Source organism: Azospirillum isscasi (assembly GCF_030849505.1).
GTDB classification, from domain to species: Bacteria; Pseudomonadota; Alphaproteobacteria; order Azospirillales; family Azospirillaceae; genus Azospirillum; species Azospirillum isscasi.
Genome location: NZ_JAUJFI010000054.1, coordinates 1 through 25,424, shown reverse-complemented (window position 1 = coordinate 25,424; position 25,424 = coordinate 1). Strand labels below are relative to the sequence as shown.

The following is a 25,424-nucleotide window of genomic DNA, read 5'->3' as shown; positions in this document are numbered from 1 at the left end:
GCCGCTCCGGTGCATAACTGGACATGACGGGGCCGGCGGCGGCACCGGGGATATGGGGTTGCGCGGATGGCGGCGAACTGGTCGGTGCGGCAACTGGTGTGTCAGGCGCATGGCTGCGAACTGGCCGTGTCGTGGCGGACCGATGGCCGCTGGACCTGGACCGTGGCGGTGGCCGGGGAGCGCATCGCCATCGGCATCGCCCAATCGCAGGAAGGCGCCCAGGACGCCGCCGTCGACGCGGCGGAGCGTCACGCCCGCGCGGACGGCATCATCCAATTGACCATGTTTTAAAGAAACGGGGCACCGAATTGGGCGTATTGCGCCGCAGCATGCCTGTCGAAACAGGCGTACCCTATGCCATCCCCAGAAAAAGCGCTTAGCCACAGAGAATAATCCAGTGGGATTTTGCGCGAACCCATCAGGGTTTGTGTGATTTTCCCGTGCGTCTCCTATTGTTTGTGGACGATCGCAAAGACCGTAGGCCGCGCGGGATCCGCATAGGACCTTCCGCGGAGCTTCGACCTTTGACGATCCGACGGCTCTGGCCTCCGGCCAGGGATGCGGGCCGGGCACTTCTCCGCTTCCGCGCCGGCTCAGCCCATTCGACCAACCACGCGAGAGGTTCGACGTGACTTCGCTGGGGAAACGCCAGATCCACACCGACGCACTTGGGGGCGATTGCCTGGACGCTTCACCGGCTGTCGAGATCGACCGTATGGACCGCGGCGGCTGGTACGCCGTCATGAACGGATTCGACGACGCCAGCATTTTCCAGACCTGGGATTTCGGCCGCATCGCCCATCCCAACCGCGACCTCAGCCACATCGTGCTGCGCCGCGGCGGCCAGCCGGTGGCCGCGGCGCAGGTGCTGGTCCGCCGGGTGCCGGGCATCGGCGGCATCGCGCTGGTCATGTGGGGGCCGATGTGGCGCCCGAAGGGCCGGCGGCCCGATCCCGCGGCGTTCCTGGCCATCATGGAGGCGATGAAGGCCGAATACAGCGTCCGGCGCGGGCTGTTCCTGCGCGTCCTGCCGCGCGTGGAGGACGGGGAAGGGGAGGGGGCCGGCGCGCTGGCCGCCATGGAGGCGCTGGACATGCGGCACAGCGACGCCAAGGCCCCCTACCGCACCTTCATCATGGACCTGACCCGCGACGAGGCGACGATCCACAAGGATTTGTCCCGCCACTGGCGCCGCGGCCTCGCCAAGGCGGAGGGGGCGGGGCTGGAGGTCGCCGAGGGCTCCTCGCCGGAGCTGCTGGACGCCATCGACGACCTGTTCATCCAGACGCAGCGCCGCAAGGGCTTCCGCGCCTTCGACAGCCGCACCCTGACCCGGGTCCACCGCGCCCTGCCCGAGGGCATGAAGATGCACGCCGTGCTGGCGTCCCACAACGGCGAGCCGGTGGCCGGCGTGGTGGTTTCGCTGCTGGGCGACACGGCGCTGATGCAGAATTCGGCCACCGCCGACGCCGGTCTGCCGTTGAACGCGGCCTTCCTGGTCCATTGGAAGGCGATGCGGTGGGTGAAGGCCAGCGGCGGCAAACGCTACGACCTGCACGGCGTGAACGCCCAGGCCAACCCCGGCGTCCATCTGTTCAAACGCGGCTTCGCCGGCAAGGGGGAGGAGGAGCGGGTGTTCATCGGCACCTTCGAATCCCCCGGCCCGATGCTCAGCCGTCTTCTGGTCGAAGGCGGTCAGACGGTGCGCACGCTCGCCGCAACCTGCACCGCGCAGGCCAGCCAGGTGGTGGCGATGGCGCTGAACAAGGGGCAGGGCGACCGCGCCGGCGCCACCCCATCCAACCCGGCCCCCTCCAATCCGGCGTAAAGTAAGGTCCCGACATCCGAAACGCCCGGTCCGACAGGATGGACCGGGCGCCGCAGACTTGTGTCACTGGGTGCGTGCGACCACCGGCACGCCGTCCAGATCCTTCGGAAGATCGTCGGGAACGCCCGACGCGAAATCGACCGCGATGGCGTAGTCGTCGGACAGCTTCGTGACTTCGGCGCGGGTCATGCCGGGGTACCCGCTGAGGATCGCCAGATAACGGTCACGGGCGGCTTCGGCAGCCTCTTTCGGCACGGGCATACGGACCTCCCTTTCGACATAGGTTGCCATCATCATTTATGGATTGTTGGTCTCATAAACAATACCCCGGCCGGCCCGCTTACCTCAAATCCGCAGCTCCGATCCGTTCGGCCAGCCCGTGCAGGTCGCCGACGACCGTCACGCCGGGCGGGAAGGGGTTCGGCAACCCTTCCGACACCACCCCGACGAAGGCCGTGCCGGCCTTGCGGGCGGCCTCCAGTTCGGTCAGGGAATCGCCGACGGCCAGCGCCCGCTCCGGGTCGTGCCCGCCCTCCGCGACGATGCGCGCGAAGACCTCCGCCTTCACGTTGGGCGAGCCGGTGATGGTGCGGAAATGCCGCTCCAGCCCCTTGGCGCGCACGGTGCCCATCAGCACCTCGTGCGGCGTGCCCGACACGAGGTGACAGGGCGTGCCGTCCAGCCGGTCCAGCACCGCCTCCGCCCCGGCGATCAGCGGGCAGCCCGGCACCCGCGGGTCCACGATCGCGGCGTAGCGGCGGGCCAGGTCGTCGATCTCCGCAGGGCCGGGATCGCGCCCGAACATCTCCCGCTCCAGGATCGCCAGCATCTTGAACCGGCTGAGACCGCCGTTGCGCCAGATCGTCTGCCGCATCCGCTCTTCCGTCTCCGGATCGTCGATGCCGTAGAGGATGGCGAAGCCGCCGTTCTTGGTGGGCACGGAATCGATGATGACGCCGTCGAAATCGAAGATCACGACCTCCGGGTCCAGCCGGTCGGGAGTCTGGGGCATTGCGCCGTCTCGCTTCGTTGTGGTGGCTCCGCACGGAAAAATGGCGGAGGCCGGAAAAGGCGTCGGGGGATCGTACAGGAAATCCCGCCCGTCTCAACGCTTCGGGCGGAAGAAAAGGCCGTTCCGGAAAGCTGTCTCAAACTGTGGTGCAGGCCACAGCGGGGGAGGGCGGCCTCGCGTACCGTCCAGTCATCGAACAGGCCGGGACGCGACGCAGACAGCCCCCGGCAGCCACTCCCCAGACACCGGAAGGAAACCAGACCATGCGCCGCACCACCCTGATCGCCGCCGCCACCGCCCTGCTGTGCTCCGCCCCGGCCTTTGCCGGCGACCTGATGACCGGCGGCATCCCGATGGGCAGCACCAGCAACCTCGGCGTCATCTCCAACACCGCGGCGGGCATCCAGAACAAGGCGCAGCAGCAGGTGATGGGCGTCCAGGCCGGCGGCGGGCTGGCCGGGCCGTTCGGCACCGCCTCCAACCTGGGCACCGTCTCCAACCTCGCCGCCGGCGTCGGCAACAAGGCCAAGCAGCAGGTCTTCGGCGTGCAGACCGGCGGCATCCAGACCGGCGGAATGGGCGGCGGGGCGAAGGCGCCCTTCGCGCTCGGCGGCTTCAACAGCAACGCCGGCACCGTCAGCAACAGCGCCGTCGGCATCGGCAACACCGCCCAGCAGCAGGTCAAGGCCATGCAGTTCGGCACCCCCGGCGCCCTGTTCAACCAGAACCTCGGCACCGTCTCCAACCTCGCCGCCGGCGTCGGCAACAAGGCCCAGCAGCAGGTCACCGGCATCCAGAAGTAAGGCCCGTCCGTCTCGCACCCTCCCTCCCCGAACCTCGCGGCCGGCAGACCTCTGCCGGCCGTCTTTTTGCGTGGTGCAAGAAGCGGGTGGCGCTCCTTCGGGCCATCCGCGACGATCGCCGTTCCGCAATCGGGAGGGTGCGATGGACGACGAGGCGATGTGGAGCGCCGTGATGCGCCGGGACAGGGATGGCGACGGGCGCTTCGTCTACGCGGTGCGCAGCACCGGCGTCTATTGCCGGCCCTCCTGCCCGTCCCGGCCGGCGAAGCGGGAGAACGTCTCCTTCCACCCGGATGCCGGGGCGGCGGAGGCGGCGGGTTTCCGCCCCTGCAAGCGCTGCCGCCCCGCCGCGCCCCCGTCCACGCTCACATGATGCCCAGCAGACGGATCAGCCCCAGCCCGATAACACCCAGCGCGGCCAGCGACAGCACCGCCGCCGCCGTGACGCGCAGCCCGGCCCGCGACAGCATCCGCACATCCACCCCCAGCCCCAGCGCGGCCATGGACAGCACCGTCAGCACGCCCGCCGCGGTCCGGCTGGCCGTCAGCGCCGCCTCCGGGATCACCCCCGCCGCCCGCAGCCCGGCCAGCGCCAGGAAGCCCAGGATGAACCAGGGCACCAGCCGGCGCAGGGGCGGGCGGCTCCTGCCGCTCCCACCGGCGCCCCCACCGGCATCTCCGCCCGGCTTCGCCATCAGGGCCAGCGCCACCACCACCGGCCCCAGCATCAGCACGCGCAGCAGCTTCACCAGCGTTCCGACCTGGACGCTCAGCGCGCCGATCGGCGCCGTCGCCGCCAGGATCTGCGGCACCGCATAGACGGTCAGCCCGGCGAACACGCCGTACTGCATCGCGCTGAGCCCGAGCAGCGGGACCAGCAGCGGCAGGCCCAGCACCACCAGGACGCCCAGCACCGCGGTGAAGGCGATGGCCGCCGCCACGTCGTCGCCGTCCGCGCCGATCACCGGCGCCGTCGCCGCGATGGCCGAGTTGCCGCAGATGGAGTTGCCGCAGGCGACCAGCATCGCCATGCGCGGTGGCAGCCCCAGCAGGCGCCCGATGCCGTAGCTGACCGCCAGGGCCAGGACGACCACCCCGGCGATCCCCGCCACCAGCCCCGGCCCGGCGGCCAGGACCGTGGCCGGATCGATGGAGGCCCCCAGCAGCATCACCGCGACTTCCAGCAGGGTCTTCGCGCTGAAATCCGTTCCCGCCGCCCAGCGTCGCCCCGGCGTCCAGGCGCTGCGCACGGCCACCCCGATCAGGATGGCCAGCACCAGCGCCTCCAGCCACGCCTGTCCGAAGAGCCGCTCCTCCAGGCTTTGCAGGGCGAGCGCCGCGAGGCCCACGCCGGAGCAGAGCAGGACTCCCGGCATCAGGGCCGGAAGGGACGGGCAGGGCGATGGGGCCGGAAGCTGCGGCATGGGATCCTCGACATCCGAAGCCGTGACACTGCGCGCCCTCGACCGTTCGATCCAACGGATTATATTGGACGAAACGTTCGATGAAACCGAACGTCCAGACGGGGAGGAGAGGCCGCGTGACCCTGGAACAGCTCCGCATCTTCGTGGCGGTCGCGTCGCAGCAGCATGTGACGCGGGCCGCGGCGTCCCTGAACCTGACGCAATCGGCGGTCAGCGCCGCCATCTCCAGCCTGGAGGCGCGGCACGCCGTCCGCCTGTTCGACCGGGTGGGCCGCCGCATCGAACTGACGGAGGCGGGACGCCTGTTTCTGGACGAGGCCGCCGCGGTGCTCGCCCGCGCGGAGGCGGCGGAGCGCATGCTCGCCGACCTGTCGGCGCTGAAGCGCGGGCGCATCGCCATCCACGCCAGCCAGACCATCACCGGCTATTGGCTGCCCGCCCACCTCGTCGCCTTCCGCCGGCGCCATCCGGACGTGGACGTCGCGGTGAAGGCCGCCAACACCGCGCAGGTCGCCCGGGCCGTGCTGGACGGCGCCGCCGATCTGGGGCTGGTGGAAGGGGAGGTGACGGAGCCGCTGCTGGCCCGGGACATCCTGCCCGGCGACCGTCTGGTGCTGGTGGTGGGCGACGATCACCCCTGGCGCGGGCGGAGCGGCCTGCCGGCGGAGGAACTGCCCCGTTCGCCCTGGGTGCTTCGGGAAGCCGGCTCGGGCACCCGTTCCGAGTTCGAGGAGGCGCTGCGCGGGCAGGGCAGGGCGCCGGAGGAGCTTCCTGTGGCGCTGGAACTGCCGTCGAACGAGGCCGTGCTGTCCGCGGTCATGGCCGGGGCCGGGGCGACCGCCCTGTCGGATCTGGTGGCGCGCGGCGCGCTGGCGGCGGGGCACCTGCACCGCGTCCCCTTCCCGCTGCCCGAACGGCCCTTCCGCCTGCTGCGCCACCGGGAGCGCGGGCTGAGCCACGCCGCCCGGACCTTCCGCGACCTGCTGCTGGCGGGATAGGCCGCCCCCCCTACCGGACGGTCAATCCGAAATCACGATCTGGCGTTCGCGCCCGCCCTTGCCGACGATCTTCAGCACGCGGCGGCCACGCTCGTCGCGGCTGGATTCGTCCAGGACGACCCGCCCCAGCGCGGCAAGCAAGTGCAGAAGCTCGCTGTTCGAGCCCACGCCGAAGCCCTGGCGCAGCTCCGCCAGCATCGCTTCCGTCTCATCGCGCTTGGTCACGGGCATTCGCCTCCGGCTGTGGTTGCGGGCACCAGCCTGCCGCAGGACACGCGCCGCTGTCGAGAGGGCCGATGCCGGCACGGGACGAAAGACGGCGGCTTGCCAGCGCGCCCTCCGGCCACTACGGTCACTCCCCGTATCGTCGCCCCCGCGCCCCCGGCGCCGGAGGGCCAGCCAGGAGAGGGCAGCATGGCAAAGACAGGCAACGGGCGGGGCAAGCCGGCGTCCGGAACGTTCGCGGGCACGCCGGCGGACCGCCTGGTCCGCTATTGGCGCAACAGCGACCGTCGCTTCGACGAACTGCTGGACGAGACGCTGGACGCGGGCCGCCAGGCGGTCCTGGAAGCCGCGCTGGGCAAGCTGCACGAGGAAGAGCAGCCGGAGTTCCTGGACGAGGTGGAGACCATCGCCGAATCCGTCCGCCGCACCGATTCCCAGGGCGATGACACGATCGCCACCCTGTTCTGGCTGGCGGTGGAGGTGTCCGGCGACCTGTCGCAGCCGCCCGCGGTGGAGGCCATCGAAGAGGCGCTGGATTCCACCGGCCTTCTGGAGACCGCCGCCGACACCCGCCTGCTCCCGGTCTGGCTGGAGCCGGAAGCCCTGGTCTATCTGGAGGCCGCCGACCGCCGCACCCTGCTGCTGCGCCTGCTGGAGTCGACCGACGAGGCCCTGCGCTTCGTGCGGGAGGGGGATCTGCTGGCCGATCCGGCGGACTCCGGCACCCGTCTGGTCGGGGTCGTCGGGCTGATCGAGGAGGAGGCCGAAGCGGTCGAAACCGCCGCCGAGGACGCCGTTCCCGATTTCCTGGGGCTGGCCCGCATCGGCGAGGACGGCGAACCCGAACTCGACCCCGCCGAGGAGACCCGCATCCGCGAGGCGCTGACCCGCTTCACCGCGGCCATCCAGGGCGCCGACCCGCGCGTCCAGCGCTGCGAGCCGGCGGGCGGGCTGAACGACCTGCTGGACCTGATCGCCGAGGCGGACTGGACGGATGGCGGCGAATTGGCGGAACTCGCCTCCTTCATCGACGTGGCGAGCGACGAGACGGCGGACGCCGTGGTCGATGCGGCGGTGACCAGCACCGCGCACGGCCTGTTCGTCCGCGCCTTCGACGCCGACGGGCGCCTGCTGGACGAGCGGGCCTTCACCCTTCAGGGCGACGAGGCCGCCCAGGCCGTCGCCCTGCTCCAGCAGCGCTGCCGGACCGTCACGAAGGAGTAGAAAGCAGGGAACAGGGGCGTCTTGTGGCCGGGCGCCCCTTCGCCACCCTGTTGTTCGGCGCGGAAATCGGGTACACCCCTATTCGTAACCCGGTTCCCTGTCCCCCACCCCAGTCTTGGAGCTTCTTCGATGCGCGACCAGTCACTTTCCATCGCCGAGGCGGCGGCCTGGCTGAAGTGCTCGGAAGCCGAGGTGGAGGAGCATGTGCAGGCGGGCCGGCTGCGCGCCGATCGGCTGGAGCCGGCGATCGACCGGATCTCGCTCAACACGGTCATCGTCCTGGCGGAAAGCCTGCCGGTCGAACGCCGCATCTTCGAGGTGCGGGAGGCCGCCGGGCGGATCGAATCCTCCGAATCCCGCGGCCATTACCCGTCCCGCCCGTCCGGCGGGATGGACCAGCGCCCCCCGGTGATCGTGGAGCGCCGCCCGTCGCGGTCCTTCAACCCCCGCTGAGGCATGCACCGCCGGGTTGACGCCCGGCGGCGAACCCTCAGTCCAAGGCGTTCACACCAGCTCGACGCGCAGGGCGGTCGGGCCGCCGTCGCCCGGCACGGCGACGAAACGCACGTCCTCGCCGTCGGCCACCACTTCCAGCCCGGACTGGCGCAGGATCGCGCGGTCGAAATACACGCCGATGCCCGTCTCGTCGTCCCACGGGTCGATCAGGCCGGACTGGCTGTCCAGATTGTACCAGCGCACCGTGCCGTAGATCATTTCACCGGAAGCCACCGGCATCAGGGCCGGGGCCGGCCGTTCGGCGCGCCGCGGCTTGGGCTCGCGGGCGGCGGGGGCCAGGGCGGGGCGGACGGCCTGGGGGTCGCCCGATTCAGGCTGGCGCTGCCGGCGCTGCTTCGGCGCGCGGGCCGGCTTGGCCTCCGCGGGGTCGGGCGGGGTGACGGAATGGATGGCCACGACCTGCGGCCCCTTCGGGGTTTCGGCGATGTCGCAGACGAGGCCGGTGCCCTCGGTCAGCGACACCTCGCCCAGCGAGGCGAGAACCCGGGAATGCAGAAACGCCTCGCCGCTTCCGTCGGCGAAGCGGACGAAGCCGAAGCCCTTGTCGGCCTTGTACCATTTGACGACCGCCGCAACCTGCTGCTTTTGCTCTTCGCTCACTCTGGACACTCGATGGATGGAGGACAACCGGTCCAACAGTGACCGGATTTGACGATCCGCGCAATGCGGCATCCGTTCGCCGCCCCTGCAATCGCATTTCTGTTTCCCGCCTCCGTCCGGAAGGGACGGGGCGTCGGGCGGGCCGCCAAGGGAGCGGCCGACGGAAAAGAGCGGAAAATTTTAAGTAAACGCCCGGAAACGCTCTTTAAATCCGCTTTAAAAGCCCCCCTGTACTCTCCCTTCCGAAGTCCATCGCGGAGAATCCCGTGGCTCGCTTCCGGCCCAACCGACTTGAGATGAGGATCTCCCGATGAGCCTGTTCAGCGCCATGCGGTCCGGTGTGAGCGGGATGTCCGCGCAAAGCTCGCGGATGGCCGCCATTTCGGACAACATCAGCAATTCCGCCACCATCGGCTACAAGCGCGCCGCGGTCGATTTCTCGACGCTGATGACCTCCTCCGGCTCGACGACCAGCTACGCCGCGGGCGGCGTGCGCTCCAACGTGCATTATCAGGTGTTGAAGGACGGGACCATCCAGGGCACCCAGTCCGCCACCGACATGGCCATCGAGGGGCGCGGCTTCTTCGTCGTCGCCGACAACGCCGGCAACACCGGGAACTCGCCCGGCTACGCGCTGACCCGCGCCGGCAGCTTCCTGCCCGACGACCAGGGCTTCCTGCGCAACAGCGCCGGCCAGTATCTCCAGGCGTGGAAGCTGGGACCGGACGGCAGCCTGCCCGCCGTGAACCGCAACGGCTTCGACGGGATGAGCGCCGTCTCCATCGCCGGGCTGGCCTACGGCGGCAGCAAGACGACGCAGATGAACTTCTCCGGCAACCTGCCGGCGCAGGCCACCGCGGGCACCAGCTTCGACACCTCCACCTCGCTCTATGACGGGCTCGGCAACCCGCTCGACGTCACGATGACCTGGACGAAGACGGCCAACCCGAACGAATGGAGCCTGTCGGTCACGGCGCCCCCCGGCTACGCCGCCGCCCTGTCCACCGGCACCGTCACCTTCGACACCACGGGCGCCAACGCCGGCCTGCCGGCGGGCGCGCTGCCCCAGGTCACGCTGACCTCCCCGGCCAACCCGACCCCGGACACCGTCAACGTGGCCATCGGCAACCTGACGCAGCTCAACGGCGATTACGTGCCGCAGTTCATGGGCGACGGCGCCCGCGCGGGCCGCGTCAGCACGGTGGACATCGACAAGGCGGGCACGCTGTGGGCCGTCTACGACAACGGCGCCCGCCAGCCGCTCTATCAGGTGCCGGTCGCCGACGTGGTCAACCCCGGCGGTCTGGTCCCGCAGGACGGCAACACCTACACGCTGGGCATCGACAGCGGCACGATGACGCTGAGCACCGGCAACAGCGGCACGGCGGGCGCCGTCGCCGGCTACGCGCTGGAGCAGTCGAACGTGGACATCGCGGAGGAGCTGGTGTCGCTGATCGAGACGCAGCGCGCCTATTCGTCGAACGCCACGCTGGTGCGCACCGCCGACGAGATGGTGGACGAGACCACCCGCCTGAAGCGCTGACGGACGGGAAAGGGGATAGCCCGCCATGAGCCTCCAACTGGCCCTCAGCGCCGCCCTGTCCGGGCTGCGCGCGACCCAGCAGCAAGCCGCCCTGGTGTCGCACAACATCACCAACGCCACCACCGCCGGCTTCGTCCGCAAGGATCTGGCGGTCTCCACCGCGGTCAGCGGCGGGCGCGGCCAGGGCGTGCGCGTGGACGGCGTGCTGCGCAGCGTGGACGAGTTCCTGATCCGCGACGCCCGGTTCGAGCAGAGCCGCTACACCGCCCAGGAAACCCGCGCCTCGGCGCTGGCCGACTACGCGGCGGCGCTGGGCCAGCCGCAGGACGAGCGGTCCGTCTCCACCGCGCTGGCGAAGCTCCAGCAGTCCTTCAGCCAGCTCCGCAACCAGGCGGACAACGAGGCGGCGCGCTCCGCCGTGGTGGATTCCGCGGAATCGCTGGTGCGCCGGCTGCACGACACGGCATCCGCCGCCGTCACCGTGCGGAACGACGCCAAGGCGCGGCTCCAGTCCTCCGTGGACGAGGTGAACCGCTCGCTGGTCCGCATCGGGGAGCTGAACGGCGCCATCGCCAGCCAGAAGGCCAAGGGCGCCGACGCCGGCGACCTGATGGACGAGCGCGACCGGCTGCTCGACCAGGTGTCGGAGGAGATCGGCATCCGCACCCACACCCGCGAAAGCGGGGAGGTGGTGGTGATGACCCGCAACGGCCAGACGCTTCTGGACCGCGAGCTGCCGCCGGGCGCGCAGCCGCTCCAGCTCGCGGGCGGCGATCTGGTGGCCGGCGGAAAGGTCCTTTCCGGCAACCCGGAGCAGGACATCCAGAGCGGGCGCATCATGGGCTATGTCCAGGCCGCCTATCAGGACATGCCCCGCGCGCTGGCCCAGCTCGACGAGCTGGCGGCGGGCATCGTGCAGCAGTTCCAGGCGGCGGAGGCCGACCCCACCCAGCCCGGCCTGTTCACCGATGCCGGCGCCGCCTTCGGCGCGACGGACGGGCTGGCCTCGCGCATCGCCGTCAACGGCAGCGTCCGCGGCAACCCCTGGATGGTGCAGAGCGGCGTCCAGGCGGGCGCGCCCCTGCCGTCCGGCGACACCACGCAGATCGACCGCTTCCTGTCCGTCTTCTCCGCCGCCCGCAGCTTCGCCGCGCCGGACCTGCCGGCCTCGGCCACGCTGGGCGACTACGCCACCGGCATGGTCTCCACCCAGCAGGGCTACCGCACCACCGCCGAGTCCGAGATGAAGACCCGCAAGATCAGCGCCGACGCGCTGCAATCGGCGCGGATCAACCGCGACGGCGTGAATGTGGACGACGAGATGCAGAAACTCCTGCTGATCGAGCAGAGCTACGGCGCCAGCGCGCAGGTGCTCCAGGCCGCCGGGCGGATGCTCGACACGCTGCTCCAGATCCGGAACTGACGCCATGCTCTACAACGCCGTCTCCACCCTCGGTCTTGCCAAGCGCCTCCAGACCGCCAACACCGATCTTCAGCTCGAACGGCTGCGCAACAACGACGAGATCGCCAGCGGCAGGCATTTCGACGTCGCCAAGGCGCTGGGTGCGCGCACCGGCCAGGCCATCGCGCTGCGCAACCTCTATGACGAGACCGACCAGACCCTGAAGTCCACCGCCCTGCTGCAAGGCCGGCTGGGCACCATGGACAGCGCGCTGACCAACATCCTGTCCGCCGGGCAGGACGTGCTGGCCGCCGCCTCGGTCGGGCTGGGCCAGCCCTCGCCCACCGGCAGTTCGCTCCAGGTGCGGGCGCGCGCCATGCTGGATCAGGTGGTGGGCATGCTGAACGCCTCCTCCGGCAACGGCTATCTGTTCGGCGGGGTGGAGGTGAAGACGCCGCCCATGCGCGCCGTCCAGGGCGACGAGTCCGGCCTGCCTTCGCCCCTTCGGATCGTGCAGGACGCCATCGCCGCGGCCACCGGCGGCACGTCCTCGCCGCAGACCCCCGCCGAAACCGCCGCCGCCGTGGCGGTGCTGGACGAGCTGTTCTCGGTGCGCGACCCCGCCCTTCCCCTGCCGCCGCCGCTGACCCAGGGGTTCGAGGGCGGCCTGTACCGGGGGGCCACGGCCCTTCAGCCGGGCGGCGCCGACACCCCGCGCCTCAGCGCCCGGCCCGACCGCTCGACCGAAATCCCGTACGGCATCCAGGCCAACGACCCGGCGATGCGGGACCTGCTCCAGGGCCTCTACATGCTGGCCGGCCTGGACACCAGCCAACTGCCGCTGGACGCCTACAAGCCCTACATGGAGGCGGCGGTCGCCAAGGTGTCGGGCGGGCTGGAAGGGGTGCGCGAGGCCACGGCGCAGCTCGGCATCCACCGCGCGCAGCTCGACGACGTGGCGGACATGCACACCACGCAGCTCCGCATCCTCAACGACCAGCTCGACGCGATGGAAAGCGTCGATCCGGCGGAGGCCAGCCTGCGCATGAACCAGCTCGAAGTGCAGATCGAGGCGACCTCGGCGGCCACCGCCCGCATCGCCCGGATGAGCCTGACCAATTACCTGTAGGACGGCTTTGCCCCTGCAGCCGACGAAAGACGGTTCGATGAAGCACGGTCCGATCCGCCGAGCCTTCCGCATGGCCGCGCTGGCCGCGGCCTGCCTGCTGGCCGCAGCCGCCGCCGCGGGGGAGGGGCTGGCCCAGACGCGGGTGAAGGATCTCGTCACCTTCGACGGGGTGCGCCGCAACCAGCTCATCGGCTACGGCCTCGTGGTCGGGCTGAACGGCTCGGGCGACCGTCTCATCAACACGCCCTTCACCGAGCAGAGCCTGAAGGGCATGCTGGAACGGCTGGGCATCAACACCCGCGACGAGGTGCTGCGCACCCGCAACGCCGCGGCGGTGATGGTCACGGCCTCGCTGCCGCCCTTCGCCCGCCAGGGCACGACCATCGACATCACCGTGTCGGCTCTGGGCGACGCCACCAGCCTGCTCGGCGGCACGCTGCTGGTCACCCCGCTGCTGGGCGCGGACGGGCAGGCCTACGCCGTGGCCCAGGGGTCGCTGTCGGTCAGCGGCTTCTCCGCGGGCGGGGCGGCGGCCAACGTGACCAAGGGCGTGCCGACCAGCGCCCGCGTCGCCAACGGCGCCATCGTCGAGCGGGAGCTGAAATTCGCGCTGGACGAGGTGACCGGCGTGCGCATGGCGCTGCGCAACCCCGACTTCACCACCGCCAACCGCATCGCCGACGCGGTGGCGGTGCGGCTGGGCGGCAGCGCGGTCCATGTGCTGGATTCCACGACGGTCGATGTGCGCATCCCGCCCCGCTACAACGGCGCGGTCGCCCGGCTGATCGGCGACATCGAGCAGCTCACCGTCCGCCCGGACGGCATCGCCCGCGTGGTGGTGGACGAGCGCAGCGGCACCGTGGTCATCGGCGACGACGTGCGCATCAGCCGCGTCGCCATCACCCAGGGCAACCTGACCGTCCGCGTGGTGGAAACGCCCCAGGTGTCGCAGCCGCAGCCCTTCTCCGACGGGCAGACGGTGGTGGTGCCGCGCACCGACGTGCAGGTGCAGGAGGGCAACGGGCGCCAGTTCGTGACCATCGGCGGCAACGTCAGCCTGCAGCAGCTCGTCAACGGGCTGAACGCGCTGGGCGTCGGTCCGCGCGACATGGTCGCCATCCTCCAGGCCATCAAGGCGGCGGGCGCCCTGCACGCCGATCTGGAAATCATCTGACCCCTCCGGCTGGAAGACGACGCGATGGACATCTCCCCCCTTTCCACGACCGCCCCCGCCGCGAAACCCGCCGCGTCGGACCGTGCCGCCGCCGAGAAAGCCGGCCAGGAGTTCGAGGCGCTGATGGTCGGACAGATGCTGGAATCCATGTTCGCCGGGCTGGAGGCCGGCCACGCCTTCGGCGGCGGCCAGGGCGAGCGGACGTGGCGCAGCTTCATGCTCCAGGAATACGGCAAGGCCATCGCGGAGGCCGGCACGCTGGGCATCGGCCGCATGGTCCAGGCCGACGTGGCCCGCCTCTATGGTCAAACCGCGGAAGGAAGCCAGGGATGAGCCGCCGTTTCAAGGACCTGATCCGCGAATTCGCCCCCGACGCCAAGCCGGTCGAGGAGATCGCCCCCGCCCTTCCGGAGCCGGAGGCGCCCGCCCTCGCCGATGGGCCGACCGCCGTCGTCATGACGGAGTTCCTGGACACGGTGGCGGAGCTGAGCGCCCTGCTGGAGGAGGAGACGGCGGCGCTCTCCGCCGGCACGCTGGACGGGCTGGAGGGCTACGCCCGGCGCAAGCAGGCGATGGCCGACCGGCTGGGCGGCATCATGGCCCAGGCGGGCACCCTGCGGCTGAACGACGACCTGCGCGCCATGATCCTGGACCGGGTGGAGCGGCTGGACCGAGCCATCAACGAGAACGCGGCGGGGCTGGTCGCCATGCGCAAGGCCGTGCTGTCGATCAACCGCAGCCTGCTGGTGGCCCTGGAAAAGGCGGCCAGCGACGGTCTCTACGCCCCCACTGGCCACGCGGTGCGCCCGGTCGAGCTGTCGGCCTCCGGCCTGAACGCGGAGTTGTAGAACGGTTCCGAGCGATCCACGGCTGCATCCCGCCACCGTTGTGCGGTAGCCTGCGGCATCGCACAGCGGGCAGAAGGTTCAGCGGCCATGGACGCGACGGATACGGTCCTTCTCTTCTCCTATGGGACCCTGCAACAGGAGGACGTGCAGATCGCGTCCTTCGGGCGGCTGCTCACCGGCACCGCGGATGCCATGCCGGGTTACCGGCAGGAGATGCTGGAGATCACCGACCCGGACGTGATCCGCACCAGCGGCAAGCGCTTCCACCCCGTGGTGATGGAAAGCGGCGACCCGGCGGACGAGGTGGCCGGCACGCTGTTCCGGATCACCCCGGCGGAGCTGGCGGCGGCGGATGCCTACGAGGTGTCCGACTACAAGCGCGTCGCCGTCCGCCTGAAGTCCGGCGCCGAAGCCTGGGTGTACGTCAAGGCGTAAGGCGGCCCGCCCCCAGCACGCGGCGGCGCCTGGGGTCCGGCCCCAGGGAACGGATGAAGGGCGGCAGCCCGCCCGCCGAGCGCGTGTTGAAGACGGCCTTCGGCGTTTCCCCCTCCGCCCCCGACTCCACAGCCGTTTCCACGGCCATCTCCGCAGCCGCCTCCATGGGGACCTCCGCCGGGCGGAAGCCGCGGGCGATCCACAGGAGGAAGGCGCCGGACAGCAGAAGGAGCAGCGGCGGCACGGCGGCGCGCAGGCCCCAGGGCCACAGCGCGTCGGCCCGGCGCGCCCAGCGCTCCGCCCAGAAGCGGTCGGCGATCTCCTTCAGACGCTCCTCGCCGAGATCCGGCGGGGCCGCCAGGGTGGTGCCGTCGGCGAAGTCCGTCCGCGCTACGACGCCCCGCCTCACCCCATCCTCAACCACCGCTTCGTCGGCGGCGTAGCGCTGCGGCAGGAAGGCGTCCTTCGCGTCCGAATAGGCGTAAAGCCCGGCGAAGGGCTGCCGGTCCCGCAGATCGGCGGCGGCGAAGGCGGCGACCACCGCCACCCACAGCAGGGCGGCGGCAAGCCAGCCCCGCCACAACCCCTTGCTCCAGTTCATGTCCCGTCTCCCTCTTCCCCCAAGGAGGCGGAAAATCTAAAGACCGGGCCGGCGGGCAGCCAGGGTCAAAAACCGGCCCTTCCCGATCGTCGTCCCGGTCAGGCCGCGGGCTTCAGCAGCTCGCGCAGGATGTGCGGGGTGATCGGCTTGTGGACGAGGCGGAAGCCGGCGCCGCGGATTTCGGTGATGCGTTCGGGCGCGGTGTCGCCGGTCAGCACCACGGCGGGGATGCGCACGCCGCAGACGCCGTGGATGTCGCGGATCGCCTCCACCCCCGTCCGCCCCTCGCGCAGGCGGTAATCGGCGATGATGAGGTCCGGCATGCGGCCCAGCCCGTGCAGCAGGTCCACCGCCTCCTCCCCCGACACGGCGGCGACCACCTCGTAGCCCCACTGCTCCAGCAGGGTGCGCAGGCTGAGCAGGACGATGGCCTCGTCGTCGATGACCACCACCAGCCCCTGCCCGTCGTCGTTGGCCCGCTCCGCCCCGTTGCGGCGCAGGATGGCGCGGGGACGCACGGAGGGAAGCTCGACCGAGAAGACGCTGCCCCGTCCGGGCCGCGACCGCAGCGCCACCGTGTGGCCGAGCAGCCCGGCCAGCCGCTTCACGATGGCGAGGCCGAGGCCGAGCCCCTTGGCCCGGTCGCGCTCGGGGTTGCCGATCTGGAAGAACTCCTCGAAGACGGCCTGCTGCAACTCCTCCGGCACGCCGGCCCCGCTGTCGGCCACCTCGATCCGCAGCGCGCCGTTGCGCCGCCGGCAGCCGACCACGACCCCGCCCCGCTCGGTGTAGCGCAGCGCGTTCTCGATCAGGTTGCGCAGGATGCGCTCCAGCAGCATCGGATCGGTGCGCGCCCACAGCGAGGTCGGCACCACCCGCAGCCGCAGCCCTTGCCCGTCCGCCTGCGGCCCGTATTCCGCCGCCAGCCGGTCGAGCAGCGGGCCGACCGCGCATTCGGTGACGCTGGGCTCCACCGCCCCGGCGTCGAGCCGCGACACGTCCAGCAGCCCGTCCAGCAGCAGCTTCAGTGCGTCCAGCGAATGGCCCATGCTGGCCACCAGCTCATGGCCGGACCGGCCCTGAAGCTTGTCGCCCAGCACCTGCGCGAAGAAATAGAGAGACTGCACGGGCTGGCGCAGGTCGTGGCTGGCCGCCGCGAGGAACTGGGTCTTCGCCCGCTCCGCCTTCTCGGCGCGGGTCTTCTCCCGCCGGGCCTCGTCCGCGGCCTGCAGGGCGCGCTCCATCGCCTGCTCCGCCGCGTCCTTGGCGGCGAGCAACGCCTCCTCCGCCGCCTTGCGGGCGGTGATGTCGCGGACGATGCCGGTGAAGCGGATCTCGCCGTCGGCCCGCCATTCGGCCACCGACAGTTCCAGCGGGAACACCGATCCGTCCTTGCGCCGGCCCCACACCTCGCGTCCGATGCCGATGATCCGCCGCTCCCCGGTGCGGTGGTAGCGCTCCAGATAGCCGTCGTGGGCGCTGCGGTCCGGCTCGGGCATCAGCATGCTGACGTTGCGGCCCAGAACCTCCTCCGCGGCGTAGCCGAAGATGCGTTCCGCGGCGCGGTTGAAGCCGTGCAGGGTGCCGACGCGGTCGATGACCACGATGGCGTCCACCGCCGTGTCCACGATGGAGCGGTGGCGCGCCTCCGCATGGGCCGCGGACTCGCTGGCGCCGACCAGCGCGGCGCTGGCCTCGGCCAGGACGCGGTGCAGCTCGTCGATCTCGCGCACCGGCACGCCGCCGCCGTAGCGGATGGGCTGCCCCTCCATCAGGTTGCCGCCGTGGGCGGCCAGTTCCCGGACGGGGAGGGCGAGCCGCCGGGCGAAGAACGCCGCCGAGGCCAGCGACACGCCCAGCAGGATCACGCCCAGCCCCAGCGCCAGAACGGCCGTGCGGTTCAGGGGATTCAGCACGGCCTCGGTCGGCGTCGCGGCGACCAGGGTCCAGCCGGCGAGCCGCGTGCGGTGGAAGGCTCCGATGATCTCCACCCCGTCCAGCGTGGCGCCCCGGTAGTTGCCGGTCGCCGCCGTCCCGCGCGCCGCCAGGAACCAGTCCGGCACCTCCCGCCCCAGATACTCCGTATGCTCGCGCGAGCGGGCGGCGATCCGGTTCTGCCCGTCGATGATCGCGGCGATCAGGCCGGACCGGGTTTCGAAGCCCTCCAGAAGCGTGCTCCAGGTCTGCGGATCGACCACCGCCGACAGGATGTGGCGCAGGCCGCCGTCACCGCCCGGCACCGGCACCATGACGGCGATCGCCGGACGGTCGCCCGCCGTCGCGGTCACCAGATCGGACACCGCCGGCTGGCGGGTCGCGATCACCCGTTGCAGGGCGTCGCGCTGGGGCACGCCCGGCAGCGGGGCGCCGAGCCGCACCGCCGTGTTGGCGATCTGCCGCCCCGAAGGGTCGATCAGGGCGATGTTGGTCCAGGATGGATGCTGCGCCAGCGCCAGGATCGCCCGCTCGTAAAAGCCGGCGGGATCGTCGTCGGCCAGCGCGTCGGCGCGCGACAGCGCCCGCAGCGCGTCGATGGTCGCCCCCAGTTCCCGGTCCACGATCAGGGCCAGCGCCTCCGCCGTGTCGGACATGTTGTTCTCGACGGCCTCCCGCTGCTGCTGCACCAGCCAGCCGATGAGCATCCCGCCGAGCAGAAGCATCGGCACCAGCGTGACGAGCACGAGCCTCAACAGGTACCCGCGCAGTGTCATCGGTTGCCGATGGATTACCTTCTTCGACAGCATGGAGGGGCGATCCGAAAGGTTTGGGACACCAACAGACTATCGTATCTTGCTCCGCCCTTTCGTGGTTCGCCACCGGAATCTGGGCCGATGGGATGAGGCTGATTATACAGGCGTTCCCCGGTCGGAGTATTGAAGGGCCTGCCAAGCCATCGCTGCGCCTCCGCTGCCCCGCCCACAGTCTTGGGACCGTCCGGTTTCTGGAGGTGAACTTTTCATGCGCCGGCTCTTACTGAAAGAAAGTGGGCGTCCACCTCTGCATACCGTGGTGTGGATGCCTTTTGTGGTCAGATCTTTTGGGAGGGTCTTCCGCGCAGCAACCGTAGCCTCGGCCAAAGGCCGTGCGGCGGCCATGTTCATTTGCGAATCGTCCTGCACCGGGGAGAGCGGGGCGGCCATCGACGCTTCGAGGGCCATGGCCTGCTGCCGGCGGGCGGTTTCCGCTTCCTTTTCCTTCTGACGGCGGCGGAAGGCGATCTCGCGGGCGCGGAACTGTTGCTCCTGGCGCAGAGCCAGGGCCAGCCGGCGCAGGGCCGCCATTCCACCGTCCACCGACGCCTGACCGGCGGCGGCGCGGAAGTCGCCGACCGTGGGGAAGCGCCGGTACCCCGACCGGAAGGAGGACCAGACCCCGCGGAAACCGGCGATCCACTCCTCGGCGGGCCAGCCGGCCATGTCGAGGATGTCGGCCTCCAGCACGTCGGCGTCCGGAAGCTCCAGGCCGAAGCGGGCGGCCAGCTTCTCGATGCCGGTCAGCACATTCTCCACGCCGATCGCCGGGCAGGCGGCCTCAAGGACCGCCTCCACCCGCTCGGCCAGCGCCCCGATCTCTTCCGGCTTGCAGTCCGCGATCTCGAAGCGCAGGTCGGCCCGCTCAAGCCGGGCGAGCGAGGCGATCGCGCAGGGCAGAGAGGACGCCGGCGTTGCGGGCAGCCACGCCATGTCCGGGGCCTGCGGAGCGGTGCTGGCGGGAAGGCTCGGAAGGCTGGCGGTCAGGGCTGCGGCGGTCATTCTGGTCGCTCCGGTTGGAAGGGCGGCGGGCAGTGTCGAACGGGACGACGGTGTCGGCAGAGGTTTGGAAGGGAGACGTTTGGGAAGACGGCGTTTGGGACGGCGTCGCGTCGGCGGGGGTGGGGGCGGGGGCAACCAGCTCGCGGGCCACCCACTTGCGCCACGCGCCGGACGGATCGGCGGGGCTGTAGCCGTTGCGGGCGTTGGCCTTGCGGCACCAGGACACGAATTTGCGGGTCACCGTGGCGGGATCGACCTCCGGACGGGCGTCCGTGGCCCAGGCCAGATCGGCGGCGTCCGGCTGCCAGTCCTCCGCCAGGGCGTCCCGGCCCTTGCGGTCCGATTGGCCATCCGGCTTGCCAACCGATCCCTCCGCCCGGAAGGAGGAGGAGTTTTGAGAATCAGGATTCCAGGGATTCACAGTTCCTAGGAGTCCGTCAGCCGGCTGACCGATGGCGTCGGCGGGCCGACCGGAAGAGTCGGTGTCCTGCGCGCCCACCAAGGCATAGACCATCCCGCGGAAGCCGCGTTCACGGCGGGCTTCCACCAGGGACAGGTCCGGGGCCTGCAACTTGGTCAGCACGGCGGACAGCCACGGACGGCTCTTGCCGAGTTCGGCCGCCAGCTCGTCCTGGACCAGACCGGTGCAGACACCGGCCGCGTCCGCACGCGCGTACAGGCCGGAGAGCACCGCGATTTCCGCAGCACCCACGCCGGGCACACCAATCCATCGCCGGTACAAGGTCGTGTACGGGGTCATTGTCTTCCCATGATCCAGCGCTTCAAGTCCGGCGGAAGACAAAGAGGGAGCGTCAGCGGAATCCGCGATTCCACTTGGTTTTCCGGAATCACCCTGGCATCATGAAGTCGCCAAACCACTGATGCGGGGGTCCGGTTCTCCCGGTCTTCCATCGGTTACCGACACTTCGGTGTACACAAGGGCACAGGTCGCCAAACCTGTGCCCTTTGTGTTTCCGGAGGTCGCGTCCTCCGTTACGTCATCCTTCGCCTCCTTCGGCGTTTTGCGGCTGTCCCCGAAAAGGACGGTTCAAAAGCTATCGGTTCGGGCTGCGGTGAGCCCGTTGCGCAAGATGTTGTCGTGGCCCCGACAGGCTGTCCACGATTCAAATGCGTGCGTCGGAATCGCTCCGGTTGCGGTGGTGCGGGGCGCCGGAGTCAGTGGAATCAAGGCTTTGAAGCCCCTGTGACGGTGGCGGACGGTGTTCGGGTGTCGCCGTTCTGCCGAGAAACCAAGCGGAAAACGTCGCCGTTCTGCCGAAAGATTCCTTCGCACGGGGCGAGGCGCCGGGGTGTCGGAGTCCGCCCGATGTCGCCGTTCTGCCGAATAATCTGGGCTGTGGCCCTTCGGTGACTCCGGGAATCGCCCGGGAATCGGACTCCGACTCGCGCAAGCGAGTGTCGCCGTTCTGCCAATGTGCTCCCTCCCGGGCCGCCTCCCGGGCCCCAGGAGTCCGGAAAGAGTCAGGGAATCCAAGCCTTTCAGCGCCATTTCACGGCCTGTGGGGAGTCCGGACCGTCAGAACGCGGACGCTTTCGGCGGGGAAACCCCCCGGCGGGGCACAGCGTCCGGAGGAACTGGCAGAACGGCGACATTCGTCCATACGGTCACAACGTCGTTTCCGGGCGATGAGGAATCTTTCGGCAGAATGGCGACGTTTGCGCCTGCGCCGTGGAACCGCAGGGGCGTATCGGGAATCATGACCGTAACCGCCACCGGCGGGGCCGGGGAGACAGGGTGCATGGACGACCACAAGACCGACAGGGAAAACGCCGAACTGCTGGACCGCCCGGTCCAGCTCGCGCTGCGGCTGGATTCGCCGCTGCGCGGCGACGTGAACAACGACCGGGCCCTGATGGCCTATTCGCTGTTCGGTCTGTCGAAGGACAAGGTGGAAAGCCTGCCCACCTACGACGACGGCAAGGTGAAGATCGAGGTGCGCGCCCCCCGCGACGTCGGCGTCGCGACGATCTGGGACAAGTCGGTGCTGATCTATGCCGTCTCGCTGCTGCGCGAGAAAATGGCGGAAGGCAAGATGGGCCCGGAGGTCGGCAAGCTGCACTTCACCACCAGCGATCTTCAGCGCATCGTCGGCAAGACCGCCGGGGGCAGCGCCTACGACAAGATCGAAGGGGCGCTGGAACGGCTTCAGGGCACGCAGATCAAGACCAACCTGGAAACCGGGGGCGAGGGCGAAAGCGGCGCCTTCTCCTGGATTTCCGACTACAAGCTGCTGTACCGCCGCGGCAAGAAGGACGGCGAGCGTCAGGTGCGCGGGCTGACGCTGGTGTTGTCGAACTGGGTGGTGCGCGCGGCGTTGGGCAACAATCTGCTGACCTATTCGGAGGACTACTTCGCGCTGAAGCCCATCGAGAAGCGGCTCTACGAGATCGCCCGCGCCCATCTGGGCCACGGCAACGCCTTCTGGATGGCGCTGGAGCCGCTGCGCAAGCGGGTCGGCTCCGACAACGACCTGCGCAAATTCAAGAACGCGCTCGGCCCGGTGCTCCAGGCCGACCGCATCCCCGGCTACGGCGTGCGGATCGTCGAGGCCGCGGAGTACAAGGAGACGATGACGGCCCGCGGCGCCTCCGTCGCCCGTGTTCTGAACGCCGACCTGCCCGTTCTGTTCTGGCGCAAGGACGCCGGCGAGCCGGACAACTGGATCGACATCCCCAAGGTCGAGTTCGACGAGGTGGTCTGACCCCTCGTCCTCGCCCTCACGGGCGCCCTTCCCCGGCGGTGCCCCCTGAGGGCCATGTTGGGGAAGGGCGCTGCCGTCAGCTCGCGCGGACGCGCTGGAGGAAGCCGGACAGCTCGCGGTTCAGCGCGTTGGCGCCGTCGGCGAGGTCGTGGGCCTTGTCGAGGAGCGTGCGTGCGGCGGTGCCGCTGCGGTCGGCGGCGGCGTTGACCCCGGCGATGGTCTGGGTCACCTCGGTGGTGCCCAGCGACGCCTGATGGACGTTGCGGGCGATCTCCCGGGTCGCGGCGCTCTGCTCCTCCACCGCCGCGGCGATGGTGGCGCCGATGGCGCCGACGCGGGTGACCACCTGGACGACGGCCTGGATCTCGTGCACGGCCTCGCCCGTCGCGCTCTGGATGCCGGCGGCCTGGGCGGCGATGTCGCCGGTGGCGCGGGCGGTCTGGGCGGCCAGCGCCTTCACCTCGTTGGCGACGACGGCGAAGCCCTTGCCGGCCTCGCCGGCGCGGGCGGCCTCGATGGTCGCGTTCAGCGCCAGCAGGTTGGTCTGGCTGGCGATGTCGTTGATCAGATCGACCACGCGCCCGATGTTCTGCACGGATTCAGCCAGCCCGCCGATCTGCCCGTTGGCGCGCTCGGCCAGGGCCATCGCCTCGCGGGCGATGCTGGTGGATTCGGCGATCTGGCGGGTGATCTCCTCGATGGAGCTGCTCAGCTCCTCCGACGCGGCGGCGACCGTCTCCACGTTGGCCGAGGTCTGCTCGGTCGCGGCGGCGACGCTGGTGGCGAGACGGTTGGTCTCCTCCGCCGACGCCGACATGCTGCGGGCGCTCGCTTCCATCGCCGTGGATTCCGTCACGAAGCGGCTGACCACGCTGCCCACCGCCCCTTCGAAGCTGCTGGCGATCTCCTCCAGGGAGCGCTTGCGCTCCTCCTCGGCGCGGCGGGCGGCTTCGACCTGCTCGGCCTCCAGCCGGCGCTTGGCGGCGGCGTTCTCGCGGAAGACCTCGACCGTGCGGGCCATGGCGGTGATCTCGTCGCGCCCGCCGGACGGGACCGTCACGTCCAGGTCGCCGGCGGCGATCCGCTCCATCCCGCCCTGGAGGGCGAGCAGGCGGCGCACCACCATCCGGCGTACGAAGACCAGGACCACCAGCGCCGACAGCAGCAGGCTGGCCGCGCCGACCGCGATCTGCAGGACCGTGCCGTTGGACAGGGCCTTCTCGCTGTCGGCGGCGGCGGTGGCGATGGCGTCCTCCTGCGTGTGCACGAGGTTCCGCACCGTCATGGACAGCGTTTCGGACAGGGTCAGGTTCGCGGTCAGCAGGTCGCGCTGCGCCTTCAGGATCTCCAGCTCGGCCAGCCGGGTGGGGATCAGCCCCTCCGGCTCGACCGAGAGCGTCTCGATCGCCTTCAGCGGTTCGGCCATCGCCTCGCGCGAGGCTTCGGGCAGGTGTGCGGTGTTGGCGCCGATGGTGGCCAGGAGGATGCGCGTCTGCGCCTCGATGATCGACAGCCGGTTCTCGTCGGCGCTGGCGGCGGCTTCGGTCAGCAGGCCGCGGATGGTGCCGGCGCCGTCGTCGATGCTGCGGACGATGGTCAGCCGCTCCTCGGTCTGGAGATACTCCTCGCCAGCCTTCAGCCGCTCCTCCGCGGAGCGGGTGCCGTCCCGGAAGGCGGCGCGCTGCATGTCCACCGCGCTGCTGTGGATCGACTTCCAGGGCGCCACCAGTTGCGACAGGCGCCGCGTTGCGACGGTGGTCTGCTCCAGCAGTTCGGCGCGGTGGTCGCTCAGCTCGATCCGCCGGTCCGCGGCCTGATCGAGCCGCGTGACGTTGGCGAGCAGGGCCTGGGCGGCGCTGCTGGCGGCGGCGGTCTCGGACTCGCCGGCGGGGCGGGAGCCGGCGCTGTTCTGTTCCAACTCGGCCAGATCGCGCAGCTCGCTTTCGAAGTCGTGCCGCTCCATGGTGATGCGCGCCGCCAGATCCGCCTTCTCCTCCTTGCTGGAGACGGAGCGGAAGGCGGGGGCCAGCGCGTCGATGCGGCCCGCGTGCTGGGCCGCCCGCAGGGCGCCGACCGCCGACGGCACGGCTTCCGCCGTAATGACGTGCAGGGTCCGGCCGAAACCGGCATAGCCGGTCAGCGCCACCCCGACGGCGGCGAGCGTGCAGCACACCACCGCGCCGACGCCGGTGAACAGGCGGCCCTGAACGCCGCCCAGCCGGCTTGGGCGGACCGGCTTCTCCTGGGAGATTCTTATCGGTTTGGACATGTCATCCCTTCCCCAACGGCGGTCTTGTTTCTCTCCGGCACCGCCGCGCGCCGTCCGCGGCGGGCCTTGGCCTCTCTCTTCCCGTCAGCCGAGCCAGGCCGTGTGGGCCAGAACCTCGTTCGAGCCCCGCCAGACCATGTCGAGCGCGACATAGGTGATGATCGCAAGCCCGATCCAACCAATCCAGCGATGTTTGTGCAGTACACGTGCGATCACGTTGGCGGCGGCTCCCATCAGCGCCACCGAAAGCAGCAGGCCGAGCACCAGAACGGTCGGATGCTCCTTGGCGGCGCCGGCCACGGCCAGCACATTGTCGAGCGACATCGACACGTCGGCCACCACGATCTGCCAGACGGCGGCGGCCACGGTCGCGGTGCTGGCGGCGACGACCGCGGCGTCGCTGCTGAAGGAGGCGGTTCCGGGCAGGACGTCGGGGGCGTCCAGCGCCTCCTCCGGCGTGACCTCCTCGGCGCCGCCGGAATGCAGCTCGCGGAACATCTTCCAGCAGACCCACAGCAGGAGCACGCCGCCGGCCAGCGTCAGCCCGATGATGGCGAGGAGCTGGGTGGTCATCAGCGCGAAGAGGATGCGCAGGACGATGGCCGCGCTGATCCCCCACAGGATGACCTTGCGCCGCTGCTCCGCCGGAACGGCGGCGGCGGCCATGCCGACCACGATGGCGTTGTCGCCGGCCAGCACCAGATCGATGGCCACCACCTGCCCGAAGGCGACGAGTTGCGGCCAGAGTTCGGCGGACAGCATGATTGGTCTCCATTGCAGCGGGGCGCCCGGTGATTGGGGCGCCCCGCGGTATCCTTGTGTGTGCGGTGGGGGCGCCCGGTCAGCGCATGAGGAGATGTGGGAGCCAGAGGGAGAAGGTTGGGACGTAGGTGACGAGGAGGAGAGTGACGAAGAGGG

The 25,424-nt window shown here is 70.4% G+C and carries 26 protein-coding genes; 15 read left to right on the top strand and 11 right to left on the bottom strand.

Translation table 11 applies throughout. The annotated features are described in order from the left end of the window. The first annotated feature begins 66 nt into the window (after nt 1–66). Together QSG27_RS13080 and QSG27_RS13075 are read left to right on the top strand one after the other, a co-directional pair. Nucleotides 67–291, top strand: coding sequence for a hypothetical protein (locus QSG27_RS13080; RefSeq protein WP_306706794.1), 225 nt, complete (start codon nt 67–69; stop codon nt 289–291). Nucleotides 292–628: 337 nt separating this feature from the next. Next, on the top strand, nt 629–1,828 hold the full coding sequence (locus QSG27_RS13075) for a lipid II:glycine glycyltransferase FemX (protein ID WP_306706793.1): 1,200 nt from the start codon (nt 629–631) through the stop codon (nt 1,826–1,828). Between the two features lie 63 nt (nt 1,829–1,891). On the opposite strand, the gene QSG27_RS13070 is transcribed toward QSG27_RS13075, so the two are convergent. Together QSG27_RS13070 and QSG27_RS13065 are read right to left on the bottom strand one after the other, a co-directional pair. Continuing rightward, nucleotides 1,892–2,089 (bottom strand): hypothetical protein, encoded by a 198-nt coding sequence (locus QSG27_RS13070; protein ID WP_306706790.1) that lies wholly within the window; start codon nt 2,087–2,089, stop codon nt 1,892–1,894. A 79-nt stretch (nt 2,090–2,168) separates the two neighbouring features. Next, nucleotides 2,169–2,840 carry an HAD family hydrolase gene (locus tag QSG27_RS13065; protein WP_306706788.1) on the bottom strand — a complete coding sequence of 224 codons (672 nt, stop codon included), beginning with the start codon at nt 2,838–2,840 and terminating at the stop codon, nt 2,169–2,171. Nucleotides 2,841–3,103: 263 nt separating this feature from the next. Here QSG27_RS13065 and QSG27_RS13060 point away from each other — a divergent pair, with 263 nt between their 5' ends. Both QSG27_RS13060 and QSG27_RS13055 read left to right on the top strand, forming a co-directional pair. Then, on the top strand, nt 3,104–3,643 hold the full coding sequence (locus tag QSG27_RS13060) for a hypothetical protein (protein ID WP_306706785.1): 540 nt from the start codon (nt 3,104–3,106) through the stop codon (nt 3,641–3,643). A gap of 142 nt (nt 3,644–3,785) precedes the next feature. Beyond that, on the top strand, nt 3,786–4,016 hold the full coding sequence (locus QSG27_RS13055) for an Ada metal-binding domain-containing protein (RefSeq protein WP_306706783.1): 231 nt from the start codon (nt 3,786–3,788) through the stop codon (nt 4,014–4,016). On the opposite strand, the gene QSG27_RS13050 is transcribed toward QSG27_RS13055, so the two are convergent. After that, nucleotides 4,009–5,067: a YeiH family protein gene (locus QSG27_RS13050; RefSeq protein WP_306706780.1), complete on the bottom strand. Its 1,059-nt coding sequence runs from the start codon at nt 5,065–5,067 to the stop codon at nt 4,009–4,011. The genes QSG27_RS13055 and QSG27_RS13050 overlap by 8 nt on opposite strands. A 116-nt stretch (nt 5,068–5,183) precedes the next feature. Between QSG27_RS13050 and QSG27_RS13045 the strand changes: the two genes are divergently transcribed. Beyond that, entirely contained in the window at nt 5,184–6,065 is an 882-nt protein-coding gene (locus QSG27_RS13045) for a LysR family transcriptional regulator (RefSeq protein WP_306706778.1), read from the top strand. A gap of 21 nt (nt 6,066–6,086) precedes the next feature. On the opposite strand, the gene QSG27_RS13040 is transcribed toward QSG27_RS13045, so the two are convergent. Next, on the bottom strand, nt 6,087–6,296 hold the full coding sequence (locus tag QSG27_RS13040) for a hypothetical protein (protein ID WP_306706776.1): 210 nt from the start codon (nt 6,294–6,296) through the stop codon (nt 6,087–6,089). Between the two features lie 183 nt (nt 6,297–6,479). On the opposite strand from QSG27_RS13040, the gene QSG27_RS13035 reads away from it, so the two are divergent. Further along, nucleotides 6,480–7,514 carry a hypothetical protein gene (locus QSG27_RS13035; RefSeq protein ID WP_306706774.1) on the top strand — a complete coding sequence of 345 codons (1,035 nt, stop codon included), beginning with the start codon at nt 6,480–6,482 and terminating at the stop codon, nt 7,512–7,514. Between the two features lie 129 nt (nt 7,515–7,643). Continuing rightward, complete coding sequence (locus tag QSG27_RS13030) at nt 7,644–7,967, top strand: hypothetical protein (protein WP_306706772.1); 324 nt, start codon at nt 7,644–7,646, stop codon at nt 7,965–7,967. A 51-nt stretch (nt 7,968–8,018) separates the two neighbouring features. Here the strand turns inward: QSG27_RS13030 and QSG27_RS13025 are convergent, their stop codons facing one another. Next, nucleotides 8,019–8,630, bottom strand: coding sequence for a cold-shock protein (locus QSG27_RS13025; protein WP_306706770.1), 612 nt, complete (start codon nt 8,628–8,630; stop codon nt 8,019–8,021). Between the two features lie 310 nt (nt 8,631–8,940). Between QSG27_RS13025 and QSG27_RS13020 the strand changes: the two genes are divergently transcribed. The 7 genes from QSG27_RS13020 to QSG27_RS12990 all read left to right on the top strand — a co-directional run bounded on the left by QSG27_RS13020 (nt 8,941) and on the right by QSG27_RS12990 (nt 15,161). Next, nucleotides 8,941–10,173, top strand: coding sequence for a flagellar hook protein FlgE (locus QSG27_RS13020; protein ID WP_306706769.1), 1,233 nt, complete (start codon nt 8,941–8,943; stop codon nt 10,171–10,173). A gap of 25 nt (nt 10,174–10,198) precedes the next feature. Next, a complete protein-coding gene (gene flgK, locus QSG27_RS13015) occupies nt 10,199–11,596 on the top strand; it encodes a flagellar hook-associated protein FlgK (protein ID WP_306706767.1) in 1,398 nt (465 codons plus the stop codon). 4 nt (nt 11,597–11,600) lie between these two features. Further along, the gene (locus QSG27_RS13010; protein WP_306706765.1) at nt 11,601–12,704 is read left to right on the top strand and encodes a flagellin; all 1,104 of its coding nucleotides are present in this window, start codon (nt 11,601–11,603) and stop codon (nt 12,702–12,704) included. A gap of 37 nt (nt 12,705–12,741) precedes the next feature. Next, nucleotides 12,742–13,878 carry a flagellar basal body P-ring protein FlgI gene (locus QSG27_RS13005; protein WP_306706764.1) on the top strand — a complete coding sequence of 379 codons (1,137 nt, stop codon included), beginning with the start codon at nt 12,742–12,744 and terminating at the stop codon, nt 13,876–13,878. Nucleotides 13,879–13,902: 24 nt separating this feature from the next. After that, complete coding sequence (locus QSG27_RS13000; RefSeq protein WP_306706762.1) at nt 13,903–14,211, top strand: rod-binding protein; 309 nt, start codon at nt 13,903–13,905, stop codon at nt 14,209–14,211. After that, on the top strand, nt 14,208–14,726 hold the full coding sequence (locus tag QSG27_RS12995; protein ID WP_306706760.1) for a flagellar protein FlgN: 519 nt from the start codon (nt 14,208–14,210) through the stop codon (nt 14,724–14,726). The genes QSG27_RS13000 and QSG27_RS12995 overlap by 4 nt, the downstream gene beginning before the upstream one ends. Nucleotides 14,727–14,813: 87 nt before the next feature. Beyond that, a complete protein-coding gene (locus QSG27_RS12990; protein ID WP_306706758.1) occupies nt 14,814–15,161 on the top strand; it encodes a gamma-glutamylcyclotransferase family protein in 348 nt (115 codons plus the stop codon). Here QSG27_RS12990 and QSG27_RS12985 read toward each other — a convergent pair. The 4 genes from QSG27_RS12985 to QSG27_RS12970 all read right to left on the bottom strand — a co-directional run bounded on the left by QSG27_RS12985 (nt 15,151) and on the right by QSG27_RS12970 (nt 20,274). Continuing rightward, a complete protein-coding gene (locus QSG27_RS12985) occupies nt 15,151–15,762 on the bottom strand; it encodes a hypothetical protein (protein WP_306706756.1) in 612 nt (203 codons plus the stop codon). The genes QSG27_RS12990 and QSG27_RS12985 overlap by 11 nt on opposite strands. A gap of 98 nt (nt 15,763–15,860) precedes the next feature. Next, nucleotides 15,861–18,473, bottom strand: a complete 2,613-nt coding sequence (locus QSG27_RS12980; protein ID WP_306706754.1) for a PAS domain S-box protein — start codon at nt 18,471–18,473, stop codon at nt 15,861–15,863. Nucleotides 18,474–18,608: 135 nt separating this feature from the next. Beyond that, nucleotides 18,609–19,445, bottom strand: a complete 837-nt coding sequence (locus QSG27_RS12975) for a hypothetical protein (protein WP_306706811.1) — start codon at nt 19,443–19,445, stop codon at nt 18,609–18,611. Then, nucleotides 19,378–20,274 carry a hypothetical protein gene (locus QSG27_RS12970; protein ID WP_306706752.1) on the bottom strand — a complete coding sequence of 299 codons (897 nt, stop codon included), beginning with the start codon at nt 20,272–20,274 and terminating at the stop codon, nt 19,378–19,380. Before QSG27_RS12970 ends, QSG27_RS12975 begins: the two co-directional genes overlap by 68 nt. 1,000 nt (nt 20,275–21,274) lie before the next feature. Here QSG27_RS12970 and QSG27_RS12965 point away from each other — a divergent pair. Next, complete coding sequence (locus QSG27_RS12965; protein ID WP_306706750.1) at nt 21,275–22,237, top strand: replication initiator protein A; 963 nt, start codon at nt 21,275–21,277, stop codon at nt 22,235–22,237. A 76-nt stretch (nt 22,238–22,313) separates the two neighbouring features. Here QSG27_RS12965 and QSG27_RS12960 read toward each other — a convergent pair whose 3' ends face one another. Both QSG27_RS12960 and QSG27_RS12955 read right to left on the bottom strand, forming a co-directional pair. After that, the gene (locus QSG27_RS12960; RefSeq protein ID WP_306706749.1) at nt 22,314–24,506 is read right to left on the bottom strand and encodes a methyl-accepting chemotaxis protein; all 2,193 of its coding nucleotides are present in this window, start codon (nt 24,504–24,506) and stop codon (nt 22,314–22,316) included. A gap of 84 nt (nt 24,507–24,590) precedes the next feature. Further along, nucleotides 24,591–25,268, bottom strand: coding sequence for a TerC family protein (locus QSG27_RS12955; protein WP_306706748.1), 678 nt, complete (start codon nt 25,266–25,268; stop codon nt 24,591–24,593). Nucleotides 25,269–25,424 lie beyond the last annotated feature (156 nt).

What these genes read in the sequence shown, in the direction of transcription:
- QSG27_RS12970 (WP_306706752.1), bottom strand. Translation starts at nt 20,274, where the DNA reads ATGACCCCGTACACGACCTTGTACCGGCGATGGATTGGTGTGCCCGGC.
- QSG27_RS13055 (WP_306706783.1), top strand. Translation starts at nt 3,786, where the DNA reads ATGGACGACGAGGCGATGTGGAGCGCCGTGATGCGCCGGGACAGGGAT.
- QSG27_RS13070 (WP_306706790.1), bottom strand. Translation starts at nt 2,089, where the DNA reads ATGCCCGTGCCGAAAGAGGCTGCCGAAGCCGCCCGTGACCGTTATCTG.
- flgK (WP_306706767.1), top strand. Translation starts at nt 10,199, where the DNA reads ATGAGCCTCCAACTGGCCCTCAGCGCCGCCCTGTCCGGGCTGCGCGCG.
- QSG27_RS12960 (WP_306706749.1), bottom strand. Translation starts at nt 24,506, where the DNA reads ATGTCCAAACCGATAAGAATCTCCCAGGAGAAGCCGGTCCGCCCAAGC.
- QSG27_RS13050 (WP_306706780.1), bottom strand. Translation starts at nt 5,067, where the DNA reads ATGCCGCAGCTTCCGGCCCCATCGCCCTGCCCGTCCCTTCCGGCCCTG.
- QSG27_RS13080 (WP_306706794.1), top strand. Translation starts at nt 67, where the DNA reads ATGGCGGCGAACTGGTCGGTGCGGCAACTGGTGTGTCAGGCGCATGGC.
- QSG27_RS12985 (WP_306706756.1), bottom strand. Translation starts at nt 15,762, where the DNA reads ATGAACTGGAGCAAGGGGTTGTGGCGGGGCTGGCTTGCCGCCGCCCTG.
- QSG27_RS12990 (WP_306706758.1), top strand. Translation starts at nt 14,814, where the DNA reads ATGGACGCGACGGATACGGTCCTTCTCTTCTCCTATGGGACCCTGCAA.
- QSG27_RS13040 (WP_306706776.1), bottom strand. Translation starts at nt 6,296, where the DNA reads ATGCCCGTGACCAAGCGCGATGAGACGGAAGCGATGCTGGCGGAGCTG.
- QSG27_RS13010 (WP_306706765.1), top strand. Translation starts at nt 11,601, where the DNA reads ATGCTCTACAACGCCGTCTCCACCCTCGGTCTTGCCAAGCGCCTCCAG.
- QSG27_RS12995 (WP_306706760.1), top strand. Translation starts at nt 14,208, where the DNA reads ATGAGCCGCCGTTTCAAGGACCTGATCCGCGAATTCGCCCCCGACGCC.
- QSG27_RS12955 (WP_306706748.1), bottom strand. Translation starts at nt 25,268, where the DNA reads ATGCTGTCCGCCGAACTCTGGCCGCAACTCGTCGCCTTCGGGCAGGTG.
- QSG27_RS12980 (WP_306706754.1), bottom strand. Translation starts at nt 18,473, where the DNA reads ATGACACTGCGCGGGTACCTGTTGAGGCTCGTGCTCGTCACGCTGGTG.
- QSG27_RS13020 (WP_306706769.1), top strand. Translation starts at nt 8,941, where the DNA reads ATGAGCCTGTTCAGCGCCATGCGGTCCGGTGTGAGCGGGATGTCCGCG.
- QSG27_RS13035 (WP_306706774.1), top strand. Translation starts at nt 6,480, where the DNA reads ATGGCAAAGACAGGCAACGGGCGGGGCAAGCCGGCGTCCGGAACGTTC.
- QSG27_RS13065 (WP_306706788.1), bottom strand. Translation starts at nt 2,840, where the DNA reads ATGCCCCAGACTCCCGACCGGCTGGACCCGGAGGTCGTGATCTTCGAT.
- QSG27_RS12975 (WP_306706811.1), bottom strand. Translation starts at nt 19,445, where the DNA reads ATGGCGTGGCTGCCCGCAACGCCGGCGTCCTCTCTGCCCTGCGCGATC.
- QSG27_RS13005 (WP_306706764.1), top strand. Translation starts at nt 12,742, where the DNA reads ATGAAGCACGGTCCGATCCGCCGAGCCTTCCGCATGGCCGCGCTGGCC.
- QSG27_RS12965 (WP_306706750.1), top strand. Translation starts at nt 21,275, where the DNA reads ATGGACGACCACAAGACCGACAGGGAAAACGCCGAACTGCTGGACCGC.
- QSG27_RS13030 (WP_306706772.1), top strand. Translation starts at nt 7,644, where the DNA reads ATGCGCGACCAGTCACTTTCCATCGCCGAGGCGGCGGCCTGGCTGAAG.
- QSG27_RS13000 (WP_306706762.1), top strand. Translation starts at nt 13,903, where the DNA reads ATGGACATCTCCCCCCTTTCCACGACCGCCCCCGCCGCGAAACCCGCC.
- QSG27_RS13060 (WP_306706785.1), top strand. Translation starts at nt 3,104, where the DNA reads ATGCGCCGCACCACCCTGATCGCCGCCGCCACCGCCCTGCTGTGCTCC.